Below are 15,629 nucleotides of genomic sequence, written 5' to 3' on the forward strand. Positions count from 1 at the left end.
AACTATTCCCATTCGGGCAGCCGGCCCGGTGTCCAGGGAACACCGGCTTTTTCCATCTCGGCTTCAAGCGCCGGAATATCAATAGTTCCGATTTGTTTCAACTGTGCATGCAGGGGAGGAAACTCTTCGCGGATGATTTCGTAACTGCGGCGCATGGTGGACGTCGGGGCAGATGTTGTCCCGTAGAAGGCGTAAATAAGGCTGCCCATCCGTTCGTTCAGGGCTACCGGTGCCGGCGGGTTCTCCTCACGGCTGGCTTTGGGTGTTTTTCCGGTAAACGCATACTGAATCTCATCCACTTTAAGTGAAAGCTGGTATATCCTGGCTTTCAGTTCCGGGGAGGCTTCAGGTGTCTGATGTACGGCCTGCATCATGGTGGTGAGTTTGTCGGCCAGTTCGTTCATATAGCGTTGGGTTCCCTGAACCACGCGGGTAAGGCCGGCCACTTCGCGCTGGAAAGCGACCAGTGCCCCGCGGTCGGGAGCCGGAAGGGTGGTGTTGTTGAGCGGAACGGCTTTGAATTCAACCGGTCCGGCCAGCTCACGGGTTTCCCCTCCGGCAACCATGGCCATGGAAACCTTATAATTCCCGGGCATCACAAACAAGCCGGAACCCCCGCTGCTGAACGGATCAAACTTGCCGTCACTCTTTCTTACGGGGGAAGTGCCTGCATACCTGAGGTCCCAGGTGAGGCGGTTCATCCCTTTCGAAGGACGGGAATAGAGCCTCCGGATTACATTGCCTTCATCGTCGGTAATGGTAAACTTCAGGTAAGGCGCGATTTCCAGCTCTTCAGCCCTCAGTTCGGCCTCGGTGGGCTGTGGAATGCGCTCGCCTTTTTTGAACAATTCTTTTTCTTTTTCCCTGCGGATTTCTTTCAGGGTTTTGGGAACCTCCTTCAGCCAGTAGCTGAATGTGGCGCCGAACTCCGGATTTTTTGCCGCGTAATAGGATGAGCCCTGCCCGTATTTTCCGCCGGTTTCAATAAACATCAGCGCGTCTTTAACCGGGAAAATATGGGCTTCGCCTTCCATTACCGTTTTATTCACGGTGCGCAGGGGCGCATAGTTGTCGAGGATGTAGAATCCGCGTCCGAAGGTGGCGAGCACCAGGTCGCATTCTTTCTCCTGAATGGCCATGTCGTAAACTGCTATGGTCGGGATGCCGCTCTTCAGTTGTACCCATTGTTTTCCGCCATCAATGGTGAAGAAGATGCCAAACTCGGTTCCTGCAAAAAGCAGGTCGGGATTTACCGCATCCTGGGCAATGGCATGTACCGGGCCGTTGGCCGGAAGGTTTGAAGCGATGGATGTCCAGGTACGTCCTTTGTCGGCGCTCCGGAGCAGGTAAGGTTTGAAGTCGTCGCGCTTCAGGTTGCTGAATGCGGCAAACACGGTATTTTCATCGAAGCGGGAAGCGAGAATATCTGAAACATAGGTGTATTCCGGCACGCCCGGGAAACTCCCGGCTTTGCGCCAGGTTTGCGCATCCTCGCTGATCTGTATCAGGCCGTCGTCGGTGCCGGCGTACAGCAGGTTTTCCTTTACGGGCGATTCGTCGAAGGATACAATGGTTCCGAACAGGGAAGTGGAAACATCTTTGGCAACGGCGTCAATGCTCCAGAATTTGTCCATCACAGGCCAGGTGTTGCGGTCGGTGCCGGTGGTAAGATCATCCGAGATTACCGTCCAGGTATCGCCCCGGTCGTCGCTTCGGAAAACCTTGTTGGCCGCTGTATAAAGGCGGGTGGGGGAGTGCCGGCTGATCATCAGGGGCGTATTCCAGTTCCATTTATAGGTATCTTCGCCCTTGCGCGGCTCCGGCCGGATGTCGATGGCTTCCCCGCTCTTGCGGTCGTAACGCACCATATTGCCGTACTGGGCTTCGGCATAAACAATATCGGGATTGGTGGGATCGGAAGCCGTCCAGAAGCCATCGCCCCCGTTGGTAACAAACCACTCATCGTTGATTACCCCGTAGCTGCTGATGTTGCGTGAAGGGCCGCCCATGCTGTTGTTATCCTGGGTGCCTCCGTAAACATAATAGAATGGTTCGGTATTGTCGACATTTACCCGGTAGAACTGGGTAACCGGCAGGTTGTTCTTGAAGTGGTATTCTTTACCACCGTCCCAGGTTTCATAGATGCCGCCGTCGCCACCGATCAGGAAGTGACTGGTATTTGCCGGATCGATCCAGAGGGCGTGGTCATCTACATGGCGGAATTTCACGCTCAGGTTATTCCAGTTCCTGCCACCGTCGGTGGTAACTTTTGAATAGGTGTCCATGGAGTAGATTTTATCCACATCTTTCGGATCGCAGTAGATTTCGTTGTAATACTGTCCGCTGGCATGGTAGCCGTTCATTTTATTCCAGGAAGCGCCGCGGTCGGTGGAGCGGAAAAAGCCGCCCGATTCACCGGAAGCTTCAATGATGGCAAAGATATAATCCGGGTTTGCCGGAGAAATGGCGATGCCGATACCGCCCACATCGCCCGAAGGCAGTCCGGAAGTGAGTTTTTCCCAGTTTGCCCCTGCATCCGTTGATTTCCAGATGGCCGATTCGGGCCCTCCGCCGATCTTGGTAAACACATGCCTGCGCCGCTGCTCCGAGGTGGCGTAGAGCACATCTGGATTCCGGGGGTCCATAATTACGTTATTGACACCGGTATGCTCACTGATATTCAGTACTTTATTCCATGTTTTTCCGCCGTCGGTGGTTTTATAGAGTCCGCGCTCACCGCCGGGCCCCCACACCGATCCTTCGGCAGCCACATACACCACTTCGGTGTTGCGGGGATCGATGGCAATCATGCCGATCTGCCGCGATTCCTTTAACCCCATATTTTTCCATGACTTTCCTCCGTCAATGGTTTTATAAACGCCGTCGCCGTAGCCAAGCGCCCGTTGGTGATTGTTTTCACCGGTTCCGGCCCAGATTACGTTCGGATTTCCGGGGTCCATAGCCAGACAGCCGATGGAGTAAGAGCCGTAGTTGTCGAATACAGGCTCCCAGGTAGTGCCGGCATTCACGGTTTTCCAGATATGGCCCGAGGCTACTGCCACATAGTATTCGGCGTTATTGCCGGGGTTAACGGCAAAATCTGCAATCCTTCCGGAGCTGAAGGCCGGACCTATTGATCTGAATTTCAGCCCACTGAAACTCCCTGACTTGAGCGTATCCGGTTCCGGCGTTATGTTTTTTTTCTGTGAGAATCCTTCAGGTAAAGCAAAAATGCTGAAAAAGAGAAAAAACAAAGCAATCAGAGATGCCGAAGGCATGATAATTGCTTTAATTTCGCGCGGTGAACCGGAAACGATGGTTTTAGCCACCGGATGAGGTAATGTACTAATGTTCATAATAAAATCGGGTTTTTAAAAGCCTGGTTTTGCAAAGGTGCAGCCTCAGAAGCCAGCTGTGTTTGACTGCCAAAGCTAAACAGAATAATCGATTTTAATAATTTCAAAACCTAATGAAATCAGTTTATTTACCATTTTTTTTATGCCTGCTCATCAGCGGGTTCTCCGCTGCCCAGGAGAGCAGAAGGGTTGATTTAGTGCGTGCGGGAAATCCTAAAACTACAGAATCCGGTCAATTTCCGGGTCAGATCCTGCGCGGAACGGAGTGCGACACCGTTCGTTTTCCGCTTTCGGGAGAGATCACCTATTATTACCTGATGCAGCCGGAGTCGGGCTATGTAACCGGGAACAACAGTTATAAGGACAAGGTAAAGGCCGAATATTTCGGTACTTTTGAAACAGGCAGTTTTATCACCGGCATTGTGGCTGAATTTGCCGTTGCTAAAAGTCACAGCAATCCTGATGTTGTATTCGGAATATGGGACAATACCGGTACAAACGGCAAGCCCGGCGTAATGGTTGCTTCGGCTTCCAAACCGCTGAATTCAATAGTGTCCGATGTGCAGTATGAAAGGATTACCACGGTTACTTTTCAGGAACCTTATCCGGTAAACGGCCCTTATTATGTGGGCGTTGTTTTGCCTGAAAATCTGGCTGATACGGTTGCTTTGTGGTGCCGTAAACATGTTGAGGGTTACAGCGGTACCGCCTGGGATCAGTGGTCCGACGGCAGGTGGTTTGCATTCAGCGACCCTTCCAACTGGGGCAATACCATGCTTACCACCATGACCCTGCATCCCATTGTTTGTAAAACAACAGGAATCTCTGAACCCTCGGATGCCGGTGTGGCCATCAGCCCCAATCCTTCCACGGGGGTTATCAATATAAAACGGTGGAAAAGCAGCGAAATGGTGAGCATGAATATCTATTCTGCGGAAGGAAAAATGGTCTATTCCAGAGCATTTCCCGGCGCTGTTACGGATTACAATATTGATCTCGGATTTCTGCCCCGCGGCATATATTACATGGCCCTGCGCGACAGCCGGCACAACCATCTGAGTAAGCTGATCCTTCAATAGGAATGATCTTCAGATTTCTGGCAATCACATTATTCGATTTGCGGGAGTTAACTTTTATTTTCATTGTTGTCTGGTTGAATAATAAGATTACCTTCGGTGAGCTATCCGTCCCTGGCGGATAGATTCTTCGCTAACGCTCAGGATGACTTTGACATACATGGGTTTGAAAGAGCGGGGCCTGGTGGCGACATGGCAGAAACAAAACAGCACATCAAATAACAAATTACCCTTCTTCAGGGGTAGTTCATTATAGGATGTGCTTTTTATTTTTTTGCCACAGAATCACGGAAGCACTGATTTATTTCAGGAAAAGAGATCCCGGATTTTTATAAAAAGTTTGATAACTAACTTAAGTATACCTGTGCAAATATTCTTAAAACTAATACCGATCAGATTCAGCCCGCCACAAATTTATGTAAATGACTGTATAACAATATGATAAATCTGATTTTTTACTTGCATTTATCTCACAGATAGCTTCATTCTCAAATAGTACATTCAGTCATTATTCATGCTGATAACAGGATTAATATTTGCTATTGAAATTTTAGCCTGAAAATGTGATTTATATTCTTCCTTTCTCCGATACTACATTTTATGATTGAAGCAAATCATAAAAGCGTTTACTTGCAAGCCGGGTCCGGTTTCTTTAAAACACGGTGCAGTAACTGCAATCAGCTATTCAGTTTTTCAGGTTTTGTATAAACTGTGATAAATTCTTTTGTGTGTTTTTGTGCTTCCGCGCTTTGGTGGCTTCTTTTAATTGCCAAAGCCTCCATAGTATATCCAACACATCAAATAAGGATTTGCCCTTCTTCAGCTGGCTTTTACAGTGGACTGTTCTCCTGAACTGTTGCTTTCGGCAGGGTTCTTTTGTATCTTTGTAATTATCAGACAAAGTATATATGAAAAAGATACTGGTTCCGGTTGATTTTTCCGATTTATCTACGGATGTCATTGATAAAGCCGGCGAAATCGCGAAAGCTTTCGGGAGTGAGGTTTATATACTGCATGTATCCCTGCCCGGTCCTGTTTTTACGGATGATCCCTCACAGATTATGGCGGTAAATAATCCCGGGCTGGAAGAGTTGGTGCGGGAGGACCACGACCTCAAGGCCATGGTTCATTACCTGCACGAGAGGGGGGTGGATGCCCGTTCAGCCTTGGTGCATGGCCCTGTAGTCAACACTATTCTGGATGAGGCTGAGAAATTTGAGGCGGACCTGATTGTCATCGGTACGCAAAGCCACGGGTTTCTGTACCGGACATTTATCGGAAGTGTCAGCGACGGGGTGATGCGCAACAGCCCCTGTCCGGTGATGATTGTGCCTCAGCCCTGAGGCCGTTTGCCAAATTTTGGCAGCAGGTCGGCACGGCCTGCTTTTTTCAATGTTTCAGCAAGCCAGCGTTTATTTTCGGGTTTATACCAGAAAAAGAACCGCTGCTGGTTGAGTTTTTCCTGCTTATCGCGGGCTACATAAACGGTTTTCAGCGTGTACGGATCGAAGCCGGTGTAGTACATGGCCGTGGCCAGGGTCATGGGGGTGGGGGTAAAGTCCTGCACCTGTTCCAGCCTGAAACCCTGCTGCGAGGTTTCACAGGCCAGTTCGGCCATATCTTCGGGGCGGCTGCCCGGATGGCTTGAAATAAAGTAGGGGATCAGCTGCTGCCTCAGACCGTTTCTGCGGTTAATCTCGTTAAATTTCTGTTGAAACTGCACAAAGGTGCAGTAATGCGGCTTGCGCATAATCTGCAGCACATGCGCCGAACTATGCTCGGGAGCCACTTTCAGTCTTCCCGAAACGTGCCGGGTGATCAACTGCTCCAGGTACTCATTCAGCCCGTTGGCCTTTGATTCTGCTTCGCTGCGGCCAATCAGCATGTCGTAACGGATGCCGCTGCCGATGGTGATGCGTTTTACATTAGGTACCCGCAAAGCCTTATTGTACAGAGCAGTCATCGGGCGGTGGTCGGTGTTCAGGTTGCGGCAGATGGTCGGGAAAATGCACGAGGGACGTTTGCATTTTTTGCATTTGTCCGTGTCGATCCCTTTCATCCGGTACATATTGGCCGAAGGGCCGCCCAGATCGGTGATATGCCCTTTAAAATCCGGGGCAGCGGCGATTTGTTCCACCTCTTTCAGGATGGATTTCTCAGAACGGCTCACCACAAACTTTCCCTGATGGGCCGAAATGGCGCAGAAAGCGCATCCGCCGAAGCATCCCCGGTGCATGTTTACCGAATTGCGGATCATCTCAAATGCGGGAATGGCGCCTCTTTTATGGTAGCGCGGGTGTGGCTCGCGCGTGTAGGGCAGGTCGAAGGAGGCATCTATTTCCGCCTCGTTCATGGGCGGATTGGGGGGATTCACTACAATGGTGGAATCTCCGTTTCTTTCCAGCAGCCTTGCTCCCTGCCAGCGGTTCGATTCCTCTTCGAAGATGCGGAAATGCCGGGCAAAGGCCTTTTTATCGGCCAGGCATTCAGTGTGTGAAGGCATTTCACGGGTATCAACACCCGGCAGTTCCGGTAAGGCTTCCCCATAAGGAATCCGGAAGGCAGTCTGCTCCACATCGCGGATTTGCTCAATGTTTTCACCGGTTGCCAGGCGACGGAGCAGCGAAACCAGTCCCATTTCCCCCATCCCGAAGACAAGCATATCGGCGCCGCTCCAGGTAAGGATGTCGGGCTTCAGGCTGTCGCTCCAGTAATCATAGTGGGTGAGGCGGCGCATGGAGGCTTCGATTCCACCCAGGATAACTGGTACATCCGGGTAGAGCTTTTTCAGGATTTGCGTATAAACCACCGAAGCATAATCGGGCCGGAAGCCGGCCACGCCGCCCGGGGTATAGGCGTCGTCGCTGCGCAGGCGCTTATTGGCGGTGTAATGGTTTACCATGCTGTCCATATTGCCGGCAGTTACCCCGAAAAAAAACCTGGGTTTACCCAGTTTCTTAAAGTCGCGCAGGTCGTCGCGCCAGTTGGGCTGCGGCAGTATGGCCACCCGGAACCCCGCATGTTCGGTCAGTCGCCCGATTACAGCGGCGCCGAAAGCGGGATGATCGACATAGGCATCGCCCGAAACTATGATTACGTCCACCTCATCCCAGCCGCGGCGTTCAAGCTCTTCGCGCGAAACGGGCAGCCAGTCGGTAAGGGGGCGTTTATCAGGGATTTGCATGGGGCAAAGGTAGGTGATATTTTGGCTCGGGGCGCATAGCCGGGTAAGGGGAGTTTTTGATTTCTCTCGTTATCCCTTAGCTCTTCCAGGTCAGGGAATTTCCGGTTTCTGATATTGTGTAATGGATTACATAAAAAATATAGAAAGAATGTAATGGGATCATTGTTGTCCGGGAAAAATAATAAAATTTGACCAGAATGCTTAGTAGCTATGGGTTTCAGAAAAATGTAACAAGTTACAGCTTACTTTCACTTTTTCGCCACAAAGGCTCAAAGGCACCAAGTTGCACGAATTTATTTTTCTCATTTAGTGGTACTTAGTGTCTCCGTGTCTTTGTGGCAGGTTCTTTTCATATTTTAACCGGACAATAGTGTAATGGGATACAAAAAATGCCTGAATAAGAATAATTTTTACAAACACTTTAAACTATTGTATGGCTATTATCCACCGGCTCCGGAATCCGGAGGAGGCTCCGGATTGTGTGACAATGGCACGGGTAAAAGGAGCATAACAAGTTTCATTAAAAAGGCTGTAGTTTATAAGTGCGTTGCTTTTAACGTTTGATATTTCTCTCCAATTGTTCGGTATCTCGTAAGACTTAAAAGGTCAAGTGTTGTGTACTTTACGACTTCTTCTGTAGGTCTAAGCGAGCTCTTGACTGCTTGCTGTACTCTGTACCAGTTTAAATAGTTCTGAAGATATTTTGTGGAGACGCCCCAAAACGTTGAGTCAATCCACTTCTTCACTCGATTATGCAAAGAGTTTACGGTTTGTATGTGATAGATGCCATTCTTAACATATTGCTTAAGGTCTGCGCGTAGCACCACCAATGAAAGCTGGTTATCCTTGGCAAAGCCCTTATAGCTTACGTGCCCATCAGCGCATAGGATGGAGTCCTTTTCAATTCGGTTCCCAATGGCGTTCTCGATGTCAGCTTTGCTGATGCGCCCGAGGGTGACCACCTTCATATCCATCGCCCCCTTACGGTCAGACGTCACGATTACAGCCACCTAGTCTTTGGAAACACCTCTTGAAGAGGAGCTACCCCCTCGCTTGCGACCTTTCCTTGTTTGCTGTTCTTTCCCTTTTTCTGACAGCAAAAAGAATGTTTCGTCACTCTCAACAATCCCGTTGAAATCATCCTTCCTTACCTCTTCGAGAGAGGAAAGCACTTTATGACGCCAATCAAAGGCGGTTTTCTTGTTAATGCTCAGAGCAAACTTTATTTTATCCAATGACATGGACTTATGCATCAGTTCAAGGTAATCATTAACAAGCTCTTTCTTATGCAGACCAGCTAGCCATGTGCCCGTGTACTCCGTAAATGTTCGACTGCAAGCTCTGCATTTAAAGCGTTGGCTGCCCTTATCCTTGCCAAATCTGTAAAACCTTAGGCTTCCGCAATGAGGACAGCCAACCTGCTTGTTTATCAGTTGGTTTCTGCGTAATGATAGGTAGTCGGGGGCACTTTCGTTCCCCGTTAATTCTGCAATCAGGTTCGCCTGTTGGTGCGAGGGTAAGGCGCGAATGGCTGATAATATTTCTTGATAGTCCATTAGCAAGTAGTTTGAGCAAAGATAAACAATATTTTCATAATACAACGCTATTCTAAACTACAGCCATTAAAAACTCTATTTTGTTGAATAGTAATAGATTGATTATGAATTATGATTGTCCGGTAAACGATTTGCAGGTTCCTAACCCGGTTGTCCGGGTTCGGAATGACATGGCTTTTAGGTGGATGGATTAGGGAAGAGGGTTGCGGGCGCCACCATCTGTTCTGGTATGTTAACTATCTGTCATATAATTCGGAGTAAGAAATCCCTGTTACATTTTTTTTGACGAACCAGCCGTGGACAGGACACTGATGTTTTCGGGAAAATTTGTATATACAGGGCGTGCAGGAGGTAGTAAGTGGTGTCAAGGCTGGATCGGCAGGTTAATATATTGAATAAGAATATTATACAACGAATTAAAAATTAGTTAAAGGCCTCTTTTCCTCCTTTTGTATATGTAATTTATAGGTAGGTTTTGATTATATTTGATCTAGGTTTAAGAAAAATTTCAGGCAAAAAATCCCTGTCTAAGAAACGTTATAACAAATTATCCAAAGATGAAACAAAAATTACTTGCGCTGATTTTGCTGAGTTTCTCTATTTCTCTGTTTGCACAGCCTCAGAAGGTTGCAATAGAAAATACGGAGAAGGGGATGAAACTTATGGTCAACAACCAGGGTTTCATGGTCAACGGCATCAACTGGGATTATTTCCCCATCGGGACCAACTATTCCTACAGTTTATGGACCCAGTCCGACGACTTCATCAAACAGGCACTGGATGATGAAATGTCGCTGCTTAAAAACATGAATGTGAATGCCATTCGTGTTTACACGGGTATCCAGCCCAGGTGGATCACATACATTTATGAAAAGTATGGTATCTATACCATGCTTAACCATTCTTTTGGAAGATACGGGCTTACGCTCGACGGGGCCTGGGAAGGCAATACCGATTATTCAGACCCCCGGGTAAAGGAACTTCTGCTAAAGGAAGTAACCGGACTGGTGCAGGAATATAAAGATACACCCGGCTTGTTACTTTACCTGCTGGGGAATGAAAATAACTACGGATTGTTCTGGCGCGGTGCCGAAACCGAAGATATCCCGATGGAAGACCGGGAATCTACCAGGATGGCCCGGTACCTTTATAAATTATTCAACGATGCTTCCGTGGCCATGAAGGCCATCGACCCACATCATCCCGTATCCATCTGCAACGGCGACCTCCTGTTTCTGGATATCATCGCGGAAGAATGTAAAGATGTGGATATATTCGGCATAAACGTTTACCGCGGCATTTCATTTACCGATCTTTTTGACAGGGTGAAGAAGGAATACGGGAAACCCGTTTTATTGACTGAATTTGGTTCTGATGCCTTTAACGCCATCACCATGGAGGAGGCGCAAAACGAACAGGCAATTTACAATGTTGCCAACTGGAAAGAGGTATATGAAAATGCGGCCGGAATGGGAAAAGCAGGCAATTCGCTGGGCGGGTTTACCTTTCAGTTCAGCGATGGCTGGTGGAAGTACGGGCAGACTGAATACCTTGATGTGCACGATTCCCATGCCTCATGGAGCAACGGTGGTTATTTGTTTGATTACAGGGCCGGCCAGAATAATATGAATGAAGAGTGGTTCGGAATATGTGCCAAAGGCCCGACCAATTCCAAAGGATTTTACCAGTTATATCCCAGGGCCTCCTATTATGCCCTCAAAGAAGCCCACCAATTGAATCCCTATGCCGAAGGCGTGAATTTACAAACCATACAGCAGCACTTTAACGGCATCCAGGTGGTGGAATCCCTCCTGAAGGCCAGGGGTGACAAGGCCGCGCTGGAAGGGGAAAAACTTAAAAAAATCAGCCTGAGCCGCTTAAGTGCGCAAAACACTACGTTTAACACCGGCGGCAGCCTGATTTCAACGCCCGATGTTGCCGATCCGAATAACCCGGTCTTCCCGAATCAGCTGGGATTCGACCATATGCAGTCATTCTATGTTGGCGTAGCGGCGAATCCGTCAAGCAATTTCAGTGCCGATGTGGAATTTAATGTGCTGGGCAATGTGGCGCTGAACCCGATTGATCAGATATTTTATGAAAACCGCGGACGTCCGGTAGAAGTAGGCGGGAGCAACGGAAATGTAACCCTGGGTTCTGTCAACCGGGTTCAGGTTTACAAAGCCAGTTATCATTGGGATCACAAATTGTTCGATCTTAAGGGATTTTATCGCACGGGTCATTATCACTGGGGGTATGAAGGCGACTTCTTTGGCCTTTATCCCGAAGCCAACTACGGACCCAATATCGACATTTACAATGGTATTGCGCCATTTGGATTTGAAATGGAAGGCAAGCAGATGTTCAGTGATTTTAAACTGGCATTCGGCCCGCAGCTCTGGTGGGGGGCCAACCCGGCTGTATTGCTGAAATACAGTAAAAGTGTTGCACATTTCAATTTTACCGGGATTTTTCATGAGGACCTTGCTCAGCTTGGGATGACGGAAAGTTCGTTTGCCATTCCGCAACCTAAAACCAGGCGGCTTACCTTGTTTGTGAACAGGGAGTTCGGCAAATTCGGGGTCAATGCAGGAGGAATCTGGGCCGGTCAACCGCTTCAGGGCAGGGAATTCCAGGTAGTAAGGGGAGAAGAGGGGAATTACTCGGTTTATAAAGATGAAATCAAGGCACAGGATAATTTCGGAGGAAAGATAAAATTAACCTACAAGGGTGGAAGGTTTAACTGGTATGCACAATCCGCGGTCATGGGCCTGGTGGCGCAGGGCGGTGCCGACCAGACACTGACATTCACCGGCTGGAGGTTAAAGGACAGCGGCAGCGGAAACCAGTATAATTTCCTGACCGGAGCTACCTATCTGATCGGAGATTTCCAGGTGGCGCCCAACTTCCTGTGGCAAAAGCCCATCGAAGGCCCGATCCCCGGAGATGTACCGGCCCCGGGAAGGCCGAGAAACATCCTCGATGATCCTTTTGTGGTAAGGGCTAACAGGGAGCAGATTGCCGGTGAGATTTTATTCACTTACGATCCGACACCCGGTACCTGGATGTACAACTGGGACAGCGACCGTTCGGAAGATGCTGAACTTGCCGTGAGCTTAGGCTTTGTTTACAGGCATTTGCCAACCACCCAGGACGCTGCCATCGGAATTCTGCCCGATGGGCGTACCACATTTGCGTTTCCGGGAGCCGCACCTGCCAATGATTTATGGGAGATCCACTCCAGACTGGTTTCGAAGGTAAGCAGCGATTTTGGCTTTATTGCAAACATATATGCCGGGGATGCCCAGGCCAACGGCAGCGATGCCAGGTTGATCAGGCGCTACGGGATTGATTTGCGGATGATTTTCAAGGAAGTAAAACTCACTTCATTTGCCAGAATCAACGACTGGGGCCCTTACGACTATCACCGCGATTACAACCTGACCTTCCCGCTTCAGCTGATGGCCGATATTTCTACCTCTCTGAAAAAACCTGACTGGTTTGAGCTTCCGAACACTGAAATCGGACTGCGGGCAACTTACCGTACACTCGACCGGTATTCTCCCCGTTACGCGCCAACTTACAAGCCTGATGCAAGCGGAGCCCTGGTGCCCGATCCCGAAGCCGTCGGTTTTGACAATGGCAATGAATGGGAGATCAGAACCTATGTACGCATTAATATTGGTAAATAATAAAAACACCCTGCGATGAAAACGAACATACTCATCAGTTTGAAGAATTATATCCCCATAATTTTTCTTGCAGCACTTTTTATGGGGTGCGAACGCGATCTGCCCGACCTGAAACCCGTCACATTCCCGGATAATCCCGAGGTTTTTATTGACGGATTCACTGCGGGGCTGAACTATGCGGCTTTCGGGGGTTCTGTGCCTACCGCTTTTGATGTGGATAAAAAAGAAACGTACAACAATTCAGCAGCTTCCATGCGGTTTGATGTCCCCAATGCAGGCGATCCCCGTGGCGCTTATGCGGGTGGCGTATTCTTTACCGGAACAGGCAGAAACCTGACAGGCTATAATGCTTTGACGTTCTGGGCAAAAGCTTCTCAATCTGCGGTGATTGATGTGGTTGGTTTTGGTAACGACCTTGGAGCCTCAAAGTACCAGGTGACTATACCAGGATTGCAGATAAGTACCAACTGGCAGAAATACATCATTCCGCTGCCCAATGCTTCTGTGCTCACCGCTGAACGCGGGATGTTTTATTACTCAACAGGGCCTGTCGATGGCAAAGGATATTCTTTCTGGGTGGATGAACTGAAGTTTGAAAACCTGGGAACCATCGCCCATCCGCAGTTCAGCATCCTCAACGGTCAGAATCAGGATGAAACATCATTTGTTGGAGTGGAGAAAACAATAACGGGGCTTAGCGCTGTATTTAACCTGCCTACCGGTATCAACCAGGCGGTAAATATTGCGCCTGCATATTTTGAATTCACATCATCAAATCCTTCAATTGCAACCGTCGATGAATCAGGTAAGGTACTGGTTAACGGTGGTCCGGGCGTGGCCCTTATCACTGCAAAAGTCGGGGATGCCGAGGTTAACGGTTCTTTAACCATCAGGTCACAGGGGGTATTTCAGCTTGCTCCGGTTCCCACCCGGCCGGCTGAGAATGTAATTTCTGTTTTCAGCAATGCTTATCCCAATGTACCGGTGAATTATTACAACGGTTACTGGGAGCCATATCAGACGACGCTTTCAGCCGATTTTGAAGTGGATGGGGATCAGGTACTGAATTATACCAACTTTAATTTTGTTGGGATTGAATTCAGTTCTCCTACCATTAATGCTTCTGCGATGACGCATCTGCATGCAGACATATTTATTCCGAATGCCTTAACAGGAAATGCCCAGATGCGTTTTGAACTGGTTGATCTTGGAACAACCGTCAGCGGTACTTTCACCACAACCATCACGCCGGGCCAATCGCAGCAATGGATCAGCCTGGATATTCCCTTGTCGGGCTTTGCAGGTCTGAGCGCAAGAAACAATCTCGGACAACTTATTTTTGTGGATGGCAATGAAAACATATCAAGCTTCTATGCCGACAATATTTATTTTTACAAGGATGGCTCCCAGCCATCATCACCGGCAACAGCAGCTCCGGTACCCACTCACCCGGCTGCCAATGTAACCAGCGTTTTCAGCGATTCATACACGGCAATTCCCGGCACCGACCTCAATCCGTTCTGGGGACAGGCAACGGTTGTTACAACGGTACAAATTCAGGGGAATAACACCCTGAAATTTGCCGGCCTCAACTATCAGGGGATACAATTAGGTGCCAGCCAGAATGTCTCTTCTATGGGATTTCTGCACCTGGATTTCTGGACCGCGAATTCATCGGTACTGAGTGTCTTTCTGATTAGTCCGGGCCCCGTTGAAACCCCTTATACATTAACGGTTCCCACTTCCGGCTGGAGCAGCATCGACATTCCGCTCTCATCCTTTGCCCCGGTGGATTTGAACGATGTTATCCAACTCAAATTTGAAGGTAATGGAGATATCTACCTGGATAACATTTATTTCCGGAAAAACTAATCGTGGCCGGGCTTGTCTTGTAAACATAAAACGCAAAGAAAATGAATAAAATCAATAAATTCAGGAGAATACGCATTCATTCCGCACTGCTGCTGTTTGCGGTTATTTTATGGGGATGCGAACGCGACAACTTCCAGAAACTGGATGAGCGCAACTGGCAGATAACCTGGAGCGACGAATTTAATGGCCAGGCCGGGCAGTCGCCGGATGCAGCAAAATGGACCTTTGATCTGGGCACCGGTCAGGACGGCTGGGGCAACAGCGAATTGCAGAGTTATACCAACAGTCCTGCTAACATCTCGCTTGATGATCAGGGGAATCTGGTAATTACTGCCATTAACGAAGGCAACCGATTTACCTCAGCGAGGATTAAGACGCAGGGTTTGTTTGCCCAGCAGTACGGGCGTTTTGAGGCTCGTATAAAAACACCTTACGGGCCCGGTATATGGCCCGCCTTCTGGATGCTGGGCGAAAATATTGAAACGGTTCCCTGGCCCGGATGCGGTGAAATTGATATCATGGAACTCCGCGGACAGGAGCCTCACATCATCCACGGTACCATTCATGGCCCGGGATATTCGGGCGGAAACCCGGTAACCGGAAGTTATGCACTCCTTAACGACAGGTTTGATGCCGATTTTCACCTTTATGCCATTGAGTGGGATAAAGACAAGATTGACTTTTTTGTGGATGATTATCTCTATCAGCGCATCGAACGCGGTGATGTGCCCGGTGAATGGGTTTACGATCAGCCGTTTTTTATCCTGCTCAATGTAGCGGTCGGTGGTAATTATGTGGGATTTCCCACTGCCCAGACCCCCTTCCCTCAGAAAATGTACATTGATTATGTAAGGGTTTACCAGGAGGTTAAATAGAAAAAGAAGAGCAGGGTT

At 48.8% G+C, this 15,629-nt stretch carries 7 protein-coding genes and 1 pseudogene; 5 read left to right on the top strand and 3 right to left on the bottom strand.

Annotation, left to right across the window (positions count from 1 at the left end):
• Positions 1-2: 2 nt before the first annotated feature.
• Entirely contained in the window at positions 3-3,356 is a 3,354-nt protein-coding gene (locus tag TBC1_RS00595) for a VPS10 domain-containing protein (protein ID WP_201781614.1), read from the bottom strand.
• Between the two features lie 113 nt (positions 3,357-3,469).
• Here TBC1_RS00595 and TBC1_RS00600 point away from each other — a divergent pair, with 113 nt between their 5' ends.
• Positions 3,470-4,435: a T9SS type A sorting domain-containing protein gene (locus TBC1_RS00600; RefSeq protein ID WP_062037025.1), complete on the top strand. Its 966-nt coding sequence runs from the start codon at positions 3,470-3,472 to the stop codon at positions 4,433-4,435.
• Positions 4,436-5,340: 905 nt separating this feature from the next.
• Entirely contained in the window at positions 5,341-5,775 is a 435-nt protein-coding gene (locus TBC1_RS00610) for a universal stress protein (protein ID WP_062037031.1), read from the top strand.
• Here TBC1_RS00610 and TBC1_RS00615 read toward each other — a convergent pair.
• On the bottom strand, positions 5,766-7,616 hold the full coding sequence (locus TBC1_RS00615) for a YgiQ family radical SAM protein (protein ID WP_062037033.1): 1,851 nt from the start codon (positions 7,614-7,616) through the stop codon (positions 5,766-5,768). The genes TBC1_RS00610 and TBC1_RS00615 overlap by 10 nt on opposite strands.
• 536 nt (positions 7,617-8,152) lie before the next feature.
• A pseudogene (locus tag TBC1_RS00620) lies at positions 8,153-9,172 on the bottom strand (IS1595-like element ISLesa1 family transposase).
• 557 nt (positions 9,173-9,729) lie between these two features.
• Here TBC1_RS00620 and TBC1_RS00625 point away from each other — a divergent pair.
• The 3 genes from TBC1_RS00625 to TBC1_RS00635 are packed head-to-tail and all read left to right on the top strand — an operon-like array spanning position 9,730 to position 15,611.
• Positions 9,730-12,864, top strand: a complete 3,135-nt coding sequence (locus tag TBC1_RS00625) for a glycoside hydrolase family 2 TIM barrel-domain containing protein (RefSeq protein WP_062037036.1) — start codon at positions 9,730-9,732, stop codon at positions 12,862-12,864.
• Positions 12,865-12,879: 15 nt separating this feature from the next.
• Positions 12,880-14,736 carry a hypothetical protein gene (locus tag TBC1_RS00630; protein WP_062037039.1) on the top strand — a complete coding sequence of 619 codons (1,857 nt, stop codon included), beginning with the start codon at positions 12,880-12,882 and terminating at the stop codon, positions 14,734-14,736.
• A gap of 41 nt (positions 14,737-14,777) precedes the next feature.
• The gene (locus TBC1_RS00635) at positions 14,778-15,611 is read left to right on the top strand and encodes a glycoside hydrolase family 16 protein (RefSeq protein ID WP_062037042.1); all 834 of its coding nucleotides are present in this window, start codon (positions 14,778-14,780) and stop codon (positions 15,609-15,611) included.
• The last annotated feature ends 18 nt before the right edge of the window (positions 15,612-15,629 follow it).

This window comes from Lentimicrobium saccharophilum (genome assembly GCF_001192835.1).
Lineage (GTDB): Bacteria > Bacteroidota > Bacteroidia > Bacteroidales > Lentimicrobiaceae > Lentimicrobium > Lentimicrobium saccharophilum.

Excerpts from the sequence above, each read along its gene's own strand:
- TBC1_RS00595 (WP_201781614.1), bottom strand. The coding sequence starts at position 3,356 with ATGAACATTAGTACATTACCTCATCCGGTGGCTAAAACCATCGTTTCC.
- TBC1_RS00610 (WP_062037031.1), top strand. The coding sequence starts at position 5,341 with ATGAAAAAGATACTGGTTCCGGTTGATTTTTCCGATTTATCTACGGAT.
- TBC1_RS00635 (WP_062037042.1), top strand. The coding sequence starts at position 14,778 with ATGAATAAAATCAATAAATTCAGGAGAATACGCATTCATTCCGCACTG.
- TBC1_RS00630 (WP_062037039.1), top strand. The coding sequence starts at position 12,880 with ATGAAAACGAACATACTCATCAGTTTGAAGAATTATATCCCCATAATT.
- TBC1_RS00600 (WP_062037025.1), top strand. The coding sequence starts at position 3,470 with ATGAAATCAGTTTATTTACCATTTTTTTTATGCCTGCTCATCAGCGGG.
- TBC1_RS00625 (WP_062037036.1), top strand. The coding sequence starts at position 9,730 with ATGAAACAAAAATTACTTGCGCTGATTTTGCTGAGTTTCTCTATTTCT.
- TBC1_RS00615 (WP_062037033.1), bottom strand. The coding sequence starts at position 7,616 with ATGCAAATCCCTGATAAACGCCCCCTTACCGACTGGCTGCCCGTTTCG.